This is a genomic window from Paracoccus caeni, assembly GCF_016629665.1.
GTDB lineage: Bacteria > Pseudomonadota > Alphaproteobacteria > Rhodobacterales > Rhodobacteraceae > Paracoccus > Paracoccus caeni.
Map to the genome: position 1 here is coordinate 668789 of NZ_JAEPRQ010000001.1, position 15066 is coordinate 683854.

The following is a 15066-nucleotide window of genomic DNA, read 5'->3' on the forward strand; positions in this document are numbered from 1 at the left end:
AGGCTCTGCCCGCTACATCAGAGCGCCTTCACGCGAAATCGTATGCGAACCCGCCATCGGCGATCTTGATGGTCACATCGCTCATGGTTTCGCCCGAAACCATCCGGCCAAGCACCTGACGCGACAGATCCGGCAGGATCGAGTTGGTGATGATATTGTCGATCATCCGCCCGCCGCTATCGGGGTCGCGGCATTGATCGACGATATGGGCGATGACCTCATCCCCCCAGACCAGCGACGCATTCTGCGAATCCCGCATCCGCCGCGCGACCGAACCCAGCTTCAGCTTTGCGATCCCGCCCAGCACCTCTGCCGACAGCGGCACATAGGGAATGGTGACGATCCGGCCCAGAAGCGCGGGCGGGAAGGTGCCCAGCAATTCCTCTTTCAGGGATGCCTCCAGCGTTTCCTCATCTGTGATCGTGCCTTCCGGGGCCAGCGCCATGATCGTGCCGGTGCCGACATTCGAGGTCATCAGGATCAGCGTATTGCGGAAGTTGATCGGACGGCCATTGCCATCCTCCATCCGGCCCTTATCGAAGACCTGAAAGAACAGCTCATGCACATCGGGATGGGCCTTTTCCATCTCGTCCAGCAGCACGACCGAGTAAGGCTTGCGGCGCACCGCCTCGGTCAGACGCCCGCCTTCGCCGTAACCCACATAGCCCGGAGGCGCGCCTTTCAGCAGGCTGACGGAATGGGCCTCCTGAAATTCGGACATATTGATGGTGATGACGTTCTGTTCGCCGCCATAAAGCGACTCGGCCAGGGCCAGTGCCGTCTCGGTCTTGCCGACGCCGGAAGGGCCGCACAGCATGAAGACGCCAATCGGCTTTTCCGGGTTGCCCAGACCGGCGCGGGCGGTTTCCACCCGGCGCGAGATCATCTGAAGGCCCTGATCCTGCCCGATCACCCGCTCTTTCAGCAGATCGGACAGGCCCAGAACCGCCTGCAATTCGTCGGCCACCATCCGGCCCGCCGGGATGCCGGTCCAGTCGCTGATGACGGATGCCACCGCCTGTTCATCGACATGCGGCCAGATCATCCGGTCATCGGCATGGATTTCGCCCAGCCGCGCCATCGCGCCGGTCAGTTCCGTGCGAACCGCATCGGCATCGAAATCCTCGCCCGCCTCTTCCGCCAGACGCTGACGCAGCGACAGGATCTGTTCGACCAAACCTTTCTCATCCGCAAAAGCCGTCTCAAGCTCGGCCAGTTTGGCCCGCGCCTCTTCGGATTTGGCGCGGGTTTCCTCGAGCCGGGTTTCATCCGCGCTGCCCAGATCACGTTCCCCCTCGCGCGCCGCGATCTCGCGGTCGTAAGAGGCGATGTCGGCATGCAGATCGGCAATCCGTGCCGGGATCGCCGACTGGCTGACCGCGACCCGCGCGCAGGCCGTATCCAGCAGCGAGACCGCCTTGTCGGGCAATTGCCGAGCGGGCAGATAGCGGGCCGACAGCTTCACCGCCGCTTCGACCGCCGCGTCGGAAATGCGGACCTTGTGGTGCTTTTCCATCGGGCCCAGCAGCCCGCGCATCATATAGCAGGCCACGTCGATCGAGGGCTCATCGACCGAGACCGGCTGGAACCGCCGGGTCAGCGCTGGATCTTTTTCGAAATAATTGCGGTATTCGGCCCATGTCGTCGCGCCAATCGTGCGCAACGTCCCACGCGCCAAAGCCGGTTTCAGCAGGTTCGCCGCATCGCCGGTGCCCGCCGCACCGCCCGCACCGATCAGCGTATGCGCCTCATCGATGAAGAGGATGATCGGGGTCGGGCTGGCCTGCACCTCATCGATCACCGAGCGCAGGCGCTGTTCAAACTCGCCCTTCATGCTGGCCCCGGCCTGCATAGCACCGATATCCAGCATGTAGAGCCGCATCCCCTGCAACGCCGGGGGAACCTCGCCCGCTGCCAGCTTCTGCGCGAAACCTTCGACCACGGCGGTCTTGCCCACGCCCGCCTCGCCGGTCAGGATCGGGTTGTTCTGACGCCGCCGCATCAGCACATCGACGATCTGGCGGATCTCGTCATCGCGGCCGACCACCGGGTCCATGCCGCCTTCCGCCGCCTGCGCGGTCATATCGACCGAGAAGCGGCCAAGCGCCGTTGACGCCCCTTGCCCCTCGCGCCCCGAACCGCCGCCCGCGCGCAGGCCCGATCCGTCCATCGGGCGCATATCCTCTTCTTCCGAGGACGCCCACATGGTCCGCGCCTCGCGCCCGATATGGTCGGGCGACAGGTCGTCGAAGATCGGCGAATATTGGATAATCGCGTGGCGCAGGGCGGAATCGTTCAGCAGCGCGACCAGCAGATGCCCGGTGCGGATCTGCGCCTCGCCAAAGAACAGCGAGGCATAGGTCCAGGCGTGGTTCAGCCCGTCGGCCAGCCGCTCCGAAATCCCGGGCGTCTCGGTCACGTTCTTCTGCAACGCATCCATCGCCCGGCCCAGATCCTTCAGGACCTGCCCGCGATCCAGACCCGCCTCGCGCAGCGTGAAAGAGATGTCGCAATTCTGGTTCGAAATCGCGTGGAACAGCCAATGGCACAGCTCGACATTGCGATTGCCGTCGGCGCGCGCCTGTCGCATGGCGGACAGAAAGGCGTCATAGCCGACGCGGTTCATCTTGCCTGCGAATTTCTCGATCGTGATGGCAGTCATGCGGCCTCGTTCAGGTTGTCGTCGCCATGTGACAGGGCGAATCTTGCAATTTCAATATGCGGCAGGGCGCGGTCCAGCGCATCGGGCTTCATCGCGGCCAGCCAGCCCAATGAGACCGTCTGGCCAAGCTGCGCCGCGGGCACCTGTGCGGGCGGCAGGGTCAGCGCCAGATCGACCTCGTAGCTGCGGCCCAGATACCAGAAAACCAGATCGGCCAGACGCCGGTGACGGGCGCGGCCCGGCAGGAAGCTTTCATAGGTCTCGGCATCGGGCAGATGCAGGTGAATGCAGACCTTTTCATTCACCGATTGCAGCCGCGCGCCAAGATACATATCCCGGCCCAGCGATCCGCCCGAGCCAAGCCCGCGCATCTCATCCGCCTCGAATTCCAGCCATGTCGGGACGTGTTCCTGAATCCCGACCGGAAGCTGGAAATAGCTGGTCAGCATCTGCCGCAAACGCACCGCGCTGCGCACCCGCCCGCCGAAGATCGACACCAGCGGCAGCCGGGCGATGTCGGGGAAGCTGTCATGGTCCAGAAAGGCAGGCGTGCCGATCCCGGCGACCGAGGCGATGTATTTTCCGAACTGATCCTCTTCCGGGCGGTCATGCTGCGAGATCGCATGAGCATCCGACCAAGAACGGAAGAAAAGCTGATAAAAGCGCGTGGCGAAGACATCGGTAAAGCGGACGAAGGCCTCTTCGCCCTCTTGCTGCCAGCGCAGAACCTCTTCCGTGGTGTTCAGCGGCAGCGCGCCTTGCGGGCCGAAATAACCCATGAAATTCGCGCGGATGGCGGGGCGCTTGCCCTCGGTCTCGGGGCGGGTCAGTTCGTCGGCGGGAAAGGCAAGCTGCGGGTCCTGCCCGATATCAACCACGTCGTCACGAAGGCGCGCGGAACGGCCGATACGTGGCCGTCCTTCGGCCTCGCGCTCAAGACGGCGCAGCAGGGCAAGGAAGCCCTCGCTCATATCAGCGGACCCAGGCCGGTTCGGGGCGGGAATTTCTTGATCATGCCGCGCTGTTTGCTGACGATCACGGTCTGGCTGAAGCTGTTGATGCTGACATATTCGGCGAAGAACCGATCCAGCACGGCGGCCAGAAGGATGATCCCGCTGCCCTCGAAGGCGGTTTCGTCGAATGTCACCGTGATCTCTAACCCGCGCGCGGGGAAGAACCCCTCGGGGCGCCGGATCGAGCGGGTCACGGGACGGACGTTCACGCCTACGACCCCCGCGATCTGCGTCTCGGTGATATTGTCCGACATATCGGCGAACAGCGTCAGGATTTCGCGCAGGCTAGCCGCCGCGTCGCGACCAAAGCGGTCGTCCAGACCAAAATGGTTCAGCGACAGGTAAGAGATCAGCCGCCAATAGACATCGCCTTGCCCGGTGCGGTGCGGTCCCTGCCGTTCCGTCTCGGTCATCGCCTCGCGCGGGGCGGTGGGACCGTTCACGCAAGTCAGCATCAGCGCCTGATCCGAGACCATGTTGAAGTCGTCCGACCGCGCCAGCGGCAAGGCGGCAGGCAGATGCCGGTTCGAACACAAGGCCCGTACATGCAGCCGTTGCGCCTTGCGCCCGACGATGCTTTCCGGTGGCTCGTAGATCGCGATAAAGGTTTCGGTCCCGCGATAGTCGGCGCGGACGCCATTTCGCCTTTCGGTCTCGGTCAGGCGGCGTTGCTTGCGGCGGGTGGTGAAGTAATAGGTCGCGCGGGGCGAGGTGGCGTTCTGCGGCAGGGCGTAAAGCGGAGAGACCTCGACCCGGTCATGGGCGGTGCCGTAGCTGGCATGGACCCGCAGCAGCTTCTGAATCTCATAATGGGTGATCGGGCTGGAATCCGGGGTCACCACATATTCGTGCCGCCGGTCGTCCAACCTGATCTGGTTCGAGGTTTCCTCGAACAGATTGATCGCCGGCGCACAGTTCAGCCGGATATCGCGGTCATCGACATGGCGGGCCAGATCATCGTTCACCCGGTCGAATTCAAGGATCAACTGGCATTCGCCCGCCTTGATCTTCTTCAGGATCGATTTCATCCCCGACAGCCGGAAGCCAAGGAATTTGCGCGGGAAGGCAAAGAATTCGCGCAGCAGCACGAAGCCTTCGAACAGCGAGGTATTGCGGTCGAACAGCATATCGTCGGCGTCAAAGCCGATCTGCTCGATCTGGTCCGGGCGCAGGCGGATGAAGGTCGGGTCGCCGTTCTTCTTCAGCCAGCGCAACGAGGCGCGGGTGACATTGCAATGCACCTGCTCGTAAATCTGCAGGCCGCGCAGCATGTCGGCGGTGACACGGAAATTCAGCACATCATTCGGCACGGCAGACAGCGTCTGCCCATCGGTCGCGGCCAGATCGAAGACCATCCCCGCCTTGGTCTGCCGGTCGGGATCCTGCCCCAAGCCGCCCAAGGTCGTCGTGCGGTCGTGATAGGTGATCTGCTTGATCGCCACCGGCAGCACGTCGAGGGGCGAGGTCAGGCTGAACCGGCAGGTCACCCGTTTGTCGGCGTCGCGGAAGCGGGCGTCCAGATACTCGCCCCGGTCATAACGCGCGGGCACGCCGTCATTCGCGGGCACAGTCGGCGGCGGAGCCTCGACCACGCAACAACTTGGCACGGGGGCCAGTGCTTCGGGGAAAATTTGCTCCAGCAGCTCCATGGTGAAGCCGCGAAATTCCTCGTCCAGCTTCAACTGCACGCGGGCGGCAAGGAAGGCCGCGCCTTCCAGAAGTCCGGCAATCGTCGGGTCTATATTCTCGCGCAGCACCCCGCCCAAACGGTCGGCAAGGCCCGGAAACTCTTCGGCAAATTCGGCCGAGCGTTCGTAGAGGATGTCAAGCTCACGCTCATAGGCGTCACGGAAAGCCTTCTTCATGCTGCGCCCTGCATCCGGCGCATGGCGATCTTGCCAGCGGCGGGATCGATTTCGGCAATGAATTGCAGCGGGATGTCGTTCGGGTCGCAGATCATTTCTGCAATGATCTCGAATGACAGGCGCTGGTCAACCGTCGGTTCGGCCTCATCCAGTCGCACCTCGATGGTTTCGGCACGCAAACGCGGCTCGGACCGGATCAGCGCTTCGCGGATCGCCTGAGCCAGCGCGCCCGGCGTGCGGTTCTGCCGCCATAGCGTGTCCATATCCTGAAAGCCGTGATTGATGATCGAACGGCTGATCCGTGGATAATCCTCAAGGTCCACCACCACGTCCAGCCGGATCGTGTTCATCAGGTTGGCGATGTCCTGCGCCAGATTGCGGCGCAAGGATTCCTCGCTCGCGCCCTCGCGGCGTTTCTGGCTGATGATGGTCAGATCACGCTCGCCATCGACATACTGGATCGCGCGTTCACCCGCGTCGCGCCGGGCAGCGGAATCGCGGAAAATATGCATTAGGGACATTTCCCGCAGGCCGGTGCGGCTGCTGTCGCTGCTGACGATCCTGCGCGTGTTATAGGGACGAGACGCCATGAATTCCCCGAATGGCAAACCGCCCGTGGGCCGGTTTCGTCATGAAAACAGGGCCGACGCGAAACGCGCCGACCCCGCCTGTTCGTTGATCCACGATCCGACAGACAGGATCGGGGTTTTGGAAACCCTTAGGTGTTCCACTCGCGGTTTTCAGCGATGTCCCAACCGGCCATCGTTTCTGCACCCGACGCACCCGAATCTTCCTGCAGCGTGTACAGGACTTCGAACTTGCGGAAGTTCAGGGTCAGCGTTTCCTGAATGCGATCCAGACCGTCTTTCTGACCGCCAGTCGAATAGCTGGTGATCATGATGTTCGCGATCTTGATGCGGAAATATTCGACCGGCGCGTTGCCACCCGATTTACGGACAATCAGCTCACCGTTTTCGATGTGCTCGCCCGAGGTACAGCGCTTGATCAGGTCGTTGGAAGCAAGATCGACGTATTTGGTCAGGGTGATGTCCTGGACGTTGACCTTACCGCCACCGCCACCTTTACCGATATGCGTGGTACCCGACTGGGTCAGACCCCAGTTCCAGGCCAGCACGTCGATTTCATCGCGGTGCTTGTCGTCTTGCGACTCGCCTTTGATGTTGTTGGACAGTTTCAGAAAGATATCGACAGCCATGAGAATCCTCCGTTGCGGCAGTCATAAGAAATAAAGCGATTATTTGCCCTTGGGCAGTTTAGATACCAGGGACATCCCGACATCCATGCCTTCCAGTTGAAAATGAGGCTTCAGATAGAATTTGCCCATGTAGTAACCGGGATTTTCCTCGTCTTCCACAACTTCAACCTTTGCACCGGCGAGCGGCTTTTTAGCTTTTTCCCGTTCGGTTGCACTTTCTGGGTTACCGGAAACGTATTTATTAACCCAGGTCTGCAATTGCGTCTGCAACTGCAGTCGGTCAGGGCTTTGACCAATCTTGTCGCGTACCATACACTTCAAGTAATGACTGAAGCGTGACACTGCAAAAATGTAGGGCAAGCGTGCCGACATATTGTCCGACGCAGTCGCCTGTTCATCCACGTATTTCTTGGGACGATACAGCGTCTGCGCACCGATGAAGGCTGCCTTGTCGGTGTGCTTGCGATGAATGAGGCCGATCAGACCGGCCTTTGACAGTTCCGCCTCACGGCGATCTGTGATCGACACTTCGGTCGGGCATTTCAGATCTTTGTTGCCGTCGCCGGTGTCGAAATTATGGGTCGGCAAATTCAATACTTCGCCACCCGATTGCACGCCGCGGATTTGCACCGTCCAGCCGTGCTCTTTATGCGCGCGGTTGATATTGACCGCCATCGCATGCGCCGCGTTCATCCAGCCGTATTTGGTGCCGGCATGACCGTCGGTTTCTTCCTCGAAATTGAATTCCTCGACCACGGAATTCGAATTCTGGCCATAAGGCTCACGCGACAGAACCTTCGGCAAGGTCAGCGCGATATAACGCGAGTTCTCAGAATCGCGCAGGCCGTTCCACGCCGCATAATCCGGCGTGTCGAAAATCTCGGACAGATCGGGCGGGGTCGAAAGTTCGGTCCAGCTATCCAGCCCCAGCAGTTCGGGCGCAGCAGAGGACAGGAACGGCGCATGCGCCGCAGCCGCGATCTTGCCCATGTCGCGCAGAAGCGCCACATCGGCAGTCGAGTGATCGAAATAATAATCGCCGACGATCGAGCCGAAGGGCTTGCCGCCCAGCGTGCCGAATTCGGCCTCATAGACGATCTTGTTCAGCGGGGATTTGTCCCATTTGGCGCCCGGATAGCGCCGGAACATCTGCTGAAGCTCTTTCTTCGAGACGTTCATCACCTTCACACGCAGCGAGGCATCGGTCTCGGAGTTGTTGATCGTGTAGGCCAGACCGCGCCACGACGATTCCAGCTTCTGGAATTCCTCGTGGTGGATGACCTGATTCAACTGTTCGGTCAGCTTCTGGTCCAGCTTCGACAGCATCGCGTCGATAGTGTCGATCACGTCCTCGGCGATCAGGGTCTGATCGTCCAGCGCTTCGCGAACCAGTGCGACAACGGCGTTGTCCACCTCTTTCGCTGCAACGTCGGTGCGCGGCTTGATGGTCTGACGCAGGATGTCCGAGAATTCGTCAAGCTCGGTCAGCGGGGCTGCGCCAGCAACCTGCGCCTGATTTTCTTGCGCCATGTTCAGCTTTCTCCTTCAGGATCGGCCTTGCCGGCTTCACGCTCGGCCAGAGCCGCCATCAACTCGGGATCGTTCAGCAATTTGCGAACCTGCTCCTGCGCCTTGGGCTTCGAGTTCATGTAACGCTGCAAGTTTGCAAGATGTTGCCGCGCCTCCAGCAATTTTTTCAGCGCCGGAATTTGCTTGGCAACGGCAGCCGGATTGAAGTCATCCATACTTTCGAAATTCAGCGTGACGCCCAGACGGCCTTCGCCGCCGCCGATCTTGTTTTCAACGTTAAAGCTGACGCCGGGGGCGATGCTTTTCATATAGTCGTCCAGCGTCGCGCCGGTCACGTCCACAAAGTCACGCTCTTCCATGTCGGGCTTGTCAACTTCCGAGGCGTTCCCCGAAAGGTCGGACATCACGCCCATGACGAAGGGAAGCTCGACCATTTTTTCGGATTCGTAGGGATCTTCATACGAGATGTTCACCCGCGGAGGGCGATTTCGTTTCAGAAAATCGGTCGACTTGTCAGATGCCATAGGTTCAATCCTCTATCCGGGAGATACGAGAACGCGGTTTACGCAGTTGTGTCAATCCATCAGTCATTACAAAAATCAACTGCCGGCCGCAGGTGGGACAAGCAGTTCCGCCATAATAGCATCAAAACGCTTATCCAACATTGTGCGCGCTTTTGCCAGTAGTAAAGGGATCGGACTGGCAGGTTCTTGCGCAGTAAAATATCCTTCCACACCCAAAAGTTGAGCGACAAGGTCGCCGCGTCGCAGAATAGGTGCGGGCTGCATCGCAGAATTGCCCGCATCCCCCACGTTTTCAAGGCTTACCTTAGTCAATTCGCGCAATTTGTCCATCGGCAAAGCAAAGCCGCTGCCCTGTCCGATGCTCAAAATTGCTGCATTTGCACGGTCGGGCATAAGCACCTGAATCGCCTCGACCAAGGGGGCACCGACAAGCTGCCGCGCCTGAGCCACAAGGATCAGGGCCGGAGATGAGGGTTCCGCCCTCGCAAGCCAGTTCAGCGCCGCATCAAGTGACGCTGCGGCAGTTGCACGGTCGGGCACGCCGCGCACCTCGGTCGCCCTTGTCTGCGGCGCCGGAGAGGCAATTTGAACAGACTCGTTCACCTCGTCATGCGGCGGCATTTCCAGCGTTCCGGCAGCGGATACCGCGGGGGTCGAGGACTGCGCCTCGGACCACGGCGCAAGCTCGGAACGGGATGTTGCGATCATTCCCTGAATATCGGCAATCGCGCCCCGGACAGCGCCCAGATCGGCATTGAACGACCCGCCGCCCTGACTTGCGGCAAGGTTCTGCAGCCGGAACAGTGCTTCGGCGGCACGGGTCAGCAACTCATGCGCCGCGCGCACATGCCGTTGATTGGCATCCGAGCGCAGCGGCTCTGACTGATCGCTACCCGCTACGCCTTCTTCCGACAGGCGCGGCGCGGCATTGCCCGAGGCGACCAGATGGCGGCGTAGGCTCAGATCGGCATTCGGCAGCAGCGGCAGATGGCTCAGCGGTGCCACCACTGCGGTTTGGCTGTTCAACGCCTCGATCGCCGCGCGCCGTTCGGCAGTGCCGCCATCCAGCGAAGGATGCACTTCGGCGGGCCATGTTGACAGCATGTCGGCCATTGCCTCGATGCTGTCCACGAAATCCGGCAATTTCCCGGCAAGGATCTGGAACCGCGCCAGCAGGCTCAGCAATCGCAGATCGCGGCTTTTCTTCAACAGCCCGTTGATCGCTGCCTGTTCCCGCCGCAGATCGACGCTGCGTGGGTCGAACAGACGATCCTCGCGTCCGTCCTCCAATGATCCGGGCACGAAATAGCGTTCCGGCAGCCGCGATTCCGCCTCGAAATAGTAATCGATGAATTCGGCATCGTCGGTTTGTTCAAGATCCGGGCCGGTGGGCTGATCGCCGGATATGGGTTTCAGAAGCTCGTCGCGGGTCATCTTCCGTCTCCTCAGCTACCGATGCCGCCCTGTTCGTCGGCCTTGCGATAGGCCTGTGCGAACAGACGGATGAATTCGTCCAGAATGCCGTTTTCGCTGGCGGTCTTGGCGTCCCAACGGGCCACGAACCCGTCCCACGCCTTCGCCTTGCGATTACCGACCAGCCCGCCGCCCTTGGCGTCCGCCTCGATCTTGTCGGGGTCGAGATCATGCAGCAATTCGATCAGCGCCGGTTGCAGCGCGGCAAACAGCGCGCCTTGATGCCGCCGCAGATCGTCCAGCGCCTCATGGAACCCGGCCGCGCCGGTCAGAAAGCCCGCGCGGGGGCGCAGGAACAGCGCATCCAGAGCCTGCTGATCGTCTGGCAGGAATTTCAGCGGGTTGTTGTCGCTGGCTCCGCGCATGGTCCGCTCGCCCGAGCGGGTGAAATGCCGGGCCGAGGAGCGATCCTGCAAGGCCGCCATCAGTTGCGACACGACAACCCGAAGCGATTCCCCCACGGCGCGCCCCAATGCCTCGAGATCGGCGTCTGCGGCATCCTTGTCGAGGCCCGCCCCGGCGCAGAAACCGCGCAGAAAGGCGTCCTGATCGGTGGCAGGCACGGGTGCCAGGGCTGGTGCAGCCGGTGCGGCTGGTGCGGCTGCCTTGCCCTTTTTAGCATCGGCGGCAGGCGCGGCGACGGGAGGGGCAACAGGCACAGGTTCGGGCTCTGGCGCGGCCTGTGGCAGGTCGATGAAGTCATCGGCGAAATCGGGATGCCGGGCTGCACGCTCTACCGGCGCCACATCGATTGGCTCAGCGGCAAAGCCCGAAACGGCCCAAGGGTCGTCGCTTGCCACTTCATCAACGGCACGGCCAACCTGATGCTGGGGCAGAGAGGCAGGCGACAAGGCGGCCCCGCCCTGCGGCAGATCAAAGACCGCCACGATCAGATATTGCCCGACCTGAAAGCGGTCGCCATGGGTCAGCGCATGCGGACCGTCCAGACGGTGGCGGTGCCCCTGCAGGAACGTCCCGTTGGTCGAGACATCATGCAACCACCATATCCGGCCATCGAATCGCACGTCGAAATGGTGGCCCGAGATGTAGCGGCTGGCATCGGGCAACACCCATCCCATACCCGTGCGACGCCCGACATTGAGCCCGGTTTCCGGCACCAGCACGCTGACCGGACCGCCATCGTCCAGCACATGAAAGTTCTCGATCTGCAGGGTCAAAGTCATGGTGATGTGTCTTATGCCCTGAACAGCGTCTCGGCCATATCAAGGATTCGCGCCAGATATTGCGACCTCTGCCCCAAGGGTCCGCGCGCCAGACAGGACAGGACCGCGCCGTTGATCGCAACGGGGGCCTTGTGTGCGGGCGCAGGCTCGGGGTCGTTAGGCGCGGGGCCGCCGGTGGACCAGCCGACTGCCAGCCCCAGAAGAACCGATGGCCCCCGGGTCGGCGACCACAGCGCCTCGCGCATGATCTCGTGCCGCAGGCGGGTGGCGGGATTGGCCAGCCATCCGGCGATCCGCTCCATCATATGCCGTTCCTGCGGTTGCAGGTGATCGGCCATCAGCCGCAAGCATTCATAGCCCCAACCTGCCGCATCGGTCGGCACGGCAGCGAAGGCGGTATAGGTTACCGCTTCCTCGGGCGTGGTCGAGGATCGCAGCCGCGACAGGAAGCGCAGCCCGTCCTCGTCCGGCTGGGGGCGCAGTTTGACCAGATCGGGCAGGCGCGGCAGGGTCGCAAAATGCTCGACCGGGGTGCCGGCGCGCAGGCTGCGTCTGGGCCGTCTGGTGGTCTCTTCGGCCTCGGCAGGCGTCATGAAAATGGCTGGTCCCGAAAAATAACTCGTCGGGATTATGGGAAAACCGCAATGACTGCGCAACCCGGAAACTGGCCCGGCATGAAGCTGCTGAACTGTGTCACCACAATCTCGACAGAACGCATCGCTGCGGCTAGCATCGGGTCACACAAGCATTTTTCGCGGAATTTCCCGTCAAAGAGAATTACCGATGTCCAGTCTGCCCCCCTATGTGACCACCGTGCGCAGCGATCCGCGCAAAACCCCGGTCAGCATTTCCGACAGCATGCGCCGCAACCGCATCCTGACGCCCACGCAATGCCGCGACAATCGCGCCAAGCTGCAGAACCTGCGCAACCTGATTTCCTCGACCGAGCGCGAATACCGCACGATGATCGCCGATCTCGACAAGCTCGACCGCGAGGGCCGGGTCTGGCTGGTGGTGGATCTGATCCACAAGACCTCGCTTGCGTCGCTGGATCTTGCGGCGGGCTTCCTCAGCCTCGCGAATGAGCGGACCGGCAAGCTTGCACGGGCCATCGCCGACAGCACCCAGACGGCCAGCGATACCATCGGTATCGTCGGTGAGATCGGCAATAGCGGCGAGCTCAAGGCAAGCCATGTCACCACCGCGATTGACCGCGTCATGGCCCATACCGAGGCTGATACGGTTGGGGGCACCTATGCCCGTGGCAGATACAGCACCGGCATGTCGCTGTGGAACGGCTATCAGAACGCCTCGGGCGCAAGCGCCCCGGATGAGCGGAACCGCCGCGCGGTCGAGGCTGCCGTGGACACGCTGGCGACGCAAATCCAGTCGAATGCCGATGTGATCGACAAGGCCACCGAAGGCGGCAGCCCGGTCGCCAAGCGGGTGGGCAATGTCGCGGGGATCGTCAAGGCCAGCGCCAGCTATCGCCGCGAGATCGAGGGCGCGTTCAACCGCAGGCTGGAGATTCGCAGCGGGCTGATGCAGTCGCGCAGCCAGCTTGAATTTCAGACCCGCCGGGCCATTGACCGCTGGCGCGCACAGGCCGACGAGATCGTCGAATTGCTGGAAGCCTGCGAATAAAAGAGGCCTTGTGTTGGGTTGGCGCTGATCTTCGGCGCTTACCGCACATAGACACTGGCCACGCCGACCCGCGGGCGATCGCCGGTGTCGCGGGGCAGGGCGGCAAAGAAATCCTCGGCCAGTTCGCCGGCGTGACGCGAGACCGCATCCGGGCGGCTGGGGCTGGCGATGGCGAGGATCAATTGATGGGTATCGCGCGCCTCGCCCAGCCGGGCGACGGGAATGCTGAACCGGCTTCCAGAGGCAGAACCAATCATGAAGGGCCGCAGGTCATGGACCGTGCCGTTGTCGTCGATCAGCAGAAGCGTCGTGTAAAGCCCGGTTCCGCCTGAAATCCGGCCTCTCAGGTCGCTGCCGCTGGCGATGTCCTGCGTTTCAAGCTGGATCGACAGGCCCGGCACCGGATAGCCCGGATCGCGCCGCGCAAAGACCAGCGCGGGGCATTGGCGGTTGTCCAGCAGAACCGCATGTTCCTGCACCTGGGTCTGCACCTGATCGGCGATTTCGCGCATCAACCCCGAGATCTGCCGGTCATCCGCCGCCATCACCCCAAGCTGGATCTGATCCTCGCCCAGAAGGGCGGGCAGGGCCAACAGGCAAGGCTCGGTCAGGCGGTCGCGAATCAGGTCGAACAACTCGACCACGCGCGGATCGGCAGGCGGCGCATTCTCTGGCGTCTCAAGCGGCACGGTCGGGCCGGATGGCGGCGCGGTCTCACCGTGACCGGCTGCGATATTGGGCAAAGCCGCCGTCACCATATTGCCCGAAATCGTCAGCCCCTCATCAGGCTGAACCGGGGTCAGCACGCCACCGAAACTCTGTTCGACCCCGCCGCCGCTGCCGTTTTCCGGCTGGGGATCGGTCAACATTTCCGGCGCGGTGACAGAGGTCAGAACCGGCGGCGCGGTCATGCCGGGATCGGGTGAGATACTGCTGATTTCCAGCGTGATCGGGGTCGCGGGCTGCACCGGCGGCGGGGCAGAGAAATCGGGCTCCCAGACCAGCGCGGCCACCGCCGTTGCATGCAGCAGAACCGAGGCTATCGCGGCCTGAGTCCAACCGCGTTTCCAGTCGCCCGCGCCGATCATTGGGTTGCGCCGCCGTGTTGCGTGACCAACCTGATCGGACGGTCCGCCAGTTCCGGGCGCCGCAGGATCGCCAGCAGCAAGGCCGAGCGGGCCTCGCGGTCAATGACCAGATGGATCGGCACCTCTTCATCCGGCAGCGCGGTTGCAAGAAGCTCGGGGCGAAGCGGTTGGCCGTCCAGTCGCCACTGATCCTCGGACAGGATTTCAAGCACGGGCGAAGGCATATTGCCTGCGGGCAGTTGCGTCGTCTCGGCAAGGCGGAGATCGCTGGTGAACGGGGTTTTCTGACCGGCCAGCAGGAAAAAGAAGATCAGCAGCAGCACGATATTCACGATGGAATAGGCCGGGTCGATCCGCATCTTCATCCGGCGGGTGGGCAGGTTCAGGCTCATGCCGCCCCCCCGTCTGCCAGTTGCACGGCGTCGATGCCATGCGCGCGCAGCACTTCAAGCACCGCGATGACATTGGCGACCGGCACATCGGGACGCAGCACGATCAGCACATTGGCGGTGCCTTGCTCCGACAGCGCGCGGGCCAGTGTCTCGATCCGGTCCAGCGGGAAGCGCTGGCCGCTGGCGACCAGCGCGTCGGGATGCAGCGTCCAGACGGCGGTGCTGTGAACCGGACTCAATCCGGTCGAGACATTCTCGTTCGTGGTCGTGCCGCCGTTCCCTCCGCTTCCGGCCAGGGTGCCGGTGCGAATATCCAGCATCGCGAACGAGGCGAGGCTGGCCGACAGCATGAAGAAGATCAGAAGCTGAAACAGCATGTCCGCCATTGCGGTCATCGAAAAGCCATAACTGCGCTGCCGTTGTGGCAGTTGCAGGCCATTGCCTCCGGTCAGGCTTTTCTGCCGCGCCGCCACCG

General features: G+C 62.3%; 14 protein-coding genes. 1 reads left to right on the forward strand and 13 read right to left on the reverse strand.

The genetic code is table 11. The annotated features are described in order from the left end of the window. Window positions 1-28 precede the first annotated feature (28 nt). The 10 genes from tssH to JJJ17_RS03315 all read right to left on the reverse strand — a co-directional run bounded on the left by tssH (window position 29) and on the right by JJJ17_RS03315 (window position 12060). Window positions 29-2662, reverse strand: coding sequence for a type VI secretion system ATPase TssH (gene tssH / locus JJJ17_RS03270; protein WP_200683742.1), 2634 nt, complete (start codon window positions 2660-2662; stop codon window positions 29-31). Next, a complete protein-coding gene (tssG, locus tag JJJ17_RS03275; RefSeq protein ID WP_200683743.1) occupies window positions 2659-3633 on the reverse strand; it encodes a type VI secretion system baseplate subunit TssG in 975 nt (324 codons plus the stop codon). Before tssG ends, tssH begins: the two co-directional genes overlap by 4 nt. Beyond that, complete coding sequence (tssF, locus tag JJJ17_RS03280; RefSeq protein WP_200683744.1) at window positions 3630-5540, reverse strand: type VI secretion system baseplate subunit TssF; 1911 nt, start codon at window positions 5538-5540, stop codon at window positions 3630-3632. The genes tssG and tssF overlap by 4 nt, the downstream gene beginning before the upstream one ends. After that, window positions 5537-6130 (reverse strand): GPW/gp25 family protein, encoded by a 594-nt coding sequence (locus JJJ17_RS03285; RefSeq protein ID WP_200683745.1) that lies wholly within the window; start codon window positions 6128-6130, stop codon window positions 5537-5539. Before JJJ17_RS03285 ends, tssF begins: the two co-directional genes overlap by 4 nt. A gap of 128 nt (window positions 6131-6258) precedes the next feature. Continuing rightward, the gene (locus JJJ17_RS03290) at window positions 6259-6756 is read right to left on the reverse strand and encodes an Hcp family type VI secretion system effector (protein ID WP_200683746.1); all 498 of its coding nucleotides are present in this window, start codon (window positions 6754-6756) and stop codon (window positions 6259-6261) included. 39 nt (window positions 6757-6795) lie between these two features. After that, a complete protein-coding gene (gene tssC, locus JJJ17_RS03295; RefSeq protein ID WP_200683747.1) occupies window positions 6796-8286 on the reverse strand; it encodes a type VI secretion system contractile sheath large subunit in 1491 nt (496 codons plus the stop codon). 2 nt (window positions 8287-8288) lie between these two features. Then, on the reverse strand, window positions 8289-8810 hold the full coding sequence (gene tssB / locus JJJ17_RS03300; protein WP_200683749.1) for a type VI secretion system contractile sheath small subunit: 522 nt from the start codon (window positions 8808-8810) through the stop codon (window positions 8289-8291). Window positions 8811-8885: 75 nt separating this feature from the next. Next, a complete protein-coding gene (locus tag JJJ17_RS03305; protein WP_200683751.1) occupies window positions 8886-10244 on the reverse strand; it encodes a type VI secretion system protein TssA in 1359 nt (452 codons plus the stop codon). 11 nt (window positions 10245-10255) lie between these two features. After that, window positions 10256-11467, reverse strand: a complete 1212-nt coding sequence (gene tagH / locus JJJ17_RS03310) for a type VI secretion system-associated FHA domain protein TagH (RefSeq protein WP_200683752.1) — start codon at window positions 11465-11467, stop codon at window positions 10256-10258. An 11-nt stretch (window positions 11468-11478) separates the two neighbouring features. Next, on the reverse strand, window positions 11479-12060 hold the full coding sequence (locus JJJ17_RS03315; protein ID WP_234463849.1) for a DUF6931 family protein: 582 nt from the start codon (window positions 12058-12060) through the stop codon (window positions 11479-11481). 190 nt (window positions 12061-12250) lie between these two features. Here JJJ17_RS03315 and JJJ17_RS03320 point away from each other — a divergent pair, with 190 nt between their 5' ends. Next, entirely contained in the window at window positions 12251-13111 is an 861-nt protein-coding gene (locus JJJ17_RS03320) for a hypothetical protein (RefSeq protein ID WP_200683753.1), read from the forward strand. 38 nt (window positions 13112-13149) lie between these two features. Here the strand turns inward: JJJ17_RS03320 and JJJ17_RS03325 are convergent, their stop codons facing one another. Genes JJJ17_RS03325 through JJJ17_RS03335 form a run of 3 tightly spaced genes read right to left on the reverse strand, consistent with a single transcriptional unit; the run spans window position 13150 to window position 15064 of the window. Next, window positions 13150-14199, reverse strand: a complete 1050-nt coding sequence (locus tag JJJ17_RS03325) for a hypothetical protein (RefSeq protein ID WP_200683754.1) — start codon at window positions 14197-14199, stop codon at window positions 13150-13152. Then, window positions 14196-14591 carry a hypothetical protein gene (locus JJJ17_RS03330; RefSeq protein WP_200683755.1) on the reverse strand — a complete coding sequence of 132 codons (396 nt, stop codon included), beginning with the start codon at window positions 14589-14591 and terminating at the stop codon, window positions 14196-14198. Before JJJ17_RS03330 ends, JJJ17_RS03325 begins: the two co-directional genes overlap by 4 nt. Beyond that, entirely contained in the window at window positions 14588-15064 is a 477-nt protein-coding gene (locus JJJ17_RS03335; protein WP_200683756.1) for an ExbD/TolR family protein, read from the reverse strand. The genes JJJ17_RS03330 and JJJ17_RS03335 overlap by 4 nt, the downstream gene beginning before the upstream one ends. Window positions 15065-15066 lie beyond the last annotated feature (2 nt).

Coding starts and splice junctions, on each gene's coding strand:
- tssH (WP_200683742.1), bottom strand. CDS start 2,662: ATGACTGCCATCACGATCGAGAAATTCGCAGGCAAGATGAACCGCGTC.
- tssG (WP_200683743.1), bottom strand. CDS start 3,633: ATGAGCGAGGGCTTCCTTGCCCTGCTGCGCCGTCTTGAGCGCGAGGCC.
- tssF (WP_200683744.1), bottom strand. CDS start 5,540: ATGAAGAAGGCTTTCCGTGACGCCTATGAGCGTGAGCTTGACATCCTC.
- JJJ17_RS03285 (WP_200683745.1), bottom strand. CDS start 6,130: ATGGCGTCTCGTCCCTATAACACGCGCAGGATCGTCAGCAGCGACAGC.
- JJJ17_RS03290 (WP_200683746.1), bottom strand. CDS start 6,756: ATGGCTGTCGATATCTTTCTGAAACTGTCCAACAACATCAAAGGCGAG.
- tssC (WP_200683747.1), bottom strand. CDS start 8,286: ATGGCGCAAGAAAATCAGGCGCAGGTTGCTGGCGCAGCCCCGCTGACC.
- tssB (WP_200683749.1), bottom strand. CDS start 8,810: ATGGCATCTGACAAGTCGACCGATTTTCTGAAACGAAATCGCCCTCCG.
- JJJ17_RS03305 (WP_200683751.1), bottom strand. CDS start 10,244: ATGACCCGCGACGAGCTTCTGAAACCCATATCCGGCGATCAGCCCACC.
- tagH (WP_200683752.1), bottom strand. CDS start 11,467: ATGACTTTGACCCTGCAGATCGAGAACTTTCATGTGCTGGACGATGGC.
- JJJ17_RS03315 (WP_234463849.1), bottom strand. CDS start 12,060: ATGACGCCTGCCGAGGCCGAAGAGACCACCAGACGGCCCAGACGCAGC.
- JJJ17_RS03320 (WP_200683753.1), top strand. CDS start 12,251: ATGTCCAGTCTGCCCCCCTATGTGACCACCGTGCGCAGCGATCCGCGC.
- JJJ17_RS03325 (WP_200683754.1), bottom strand. CDS start 14,199: ATGATCGGCGCGGGCGACTGGAAACGCGGTTGGACTCAGGCCGCGATA.
- JJJ17_RS03330 (WP_200683755.1), bottom strand. CDS start 14,591: ATGAGCCTGAACCTGCCCACCCGCCGGATGAAGATGCGGATCGACCCG.